The organism is Escherichia sp. KCJ4928 (genome assembly GCF_004352695.1).
In the GTDB taxonomy this organism is placed as follows: Bacteria; Pseudomonadota; Gammaproteobacteria; order Enterobacterales; family Enterobacteriaceae; genus ECMA0423.
Genome location: NZ_SJWV01000626.1, coordinates 1 through 411, shown reverse-complemented (window position 1 = coordinate 411; position 411 = coordinate 1). Strand labels below are relative to the sequence as shown.

1 pseudogene is annotated in these 411 nt (G+C 52.6%); it reads right to left on the bottom strand.

Annotated features, from left to right (window positions below):
- Nucleotides 1–411, bottom strand: a pseudogene (locus E0D98_RS25945) (conjugal transfer protein TraE); the annotation flags it as partial.

The window sequence follows — 411 nt, the reverse complement described above, 5'->3', positions numbered from 1 at the left end:
CACCGGCACGGCTTAAAGGATAACGTACCCTGCCGTTCAGCCATTCCGGGTTGAGATAAAACCAGTCAGCCAGAGCCGTCAGAATCTCTCCTGTCAGATAATCTGCGAGTTTGTCCGGGTCACGGAAAACGGCAGGACGGATATTCCAGGGAGCCAGTAACGTTGTCATCGTTGTTACGCAGACATCATGTGCCTGCATGATGTGTTCTGTCCGGCAGAGAAGACGGTGAACGATGTTTTCAGCCGGGAGAAACATTTCAGTTAATGCATCTTCGACCAGGATACGCGTCAGGTCGGATACAGAAAGGGAGAGTTGCTCGCTCATTATTCCGAGTGCTTCTCTGACACCCTGCGGATAACGGATCTGCAGGGGAGTGGACTGCAACTGGCGGTTATTGAGCAGAGCTTCGC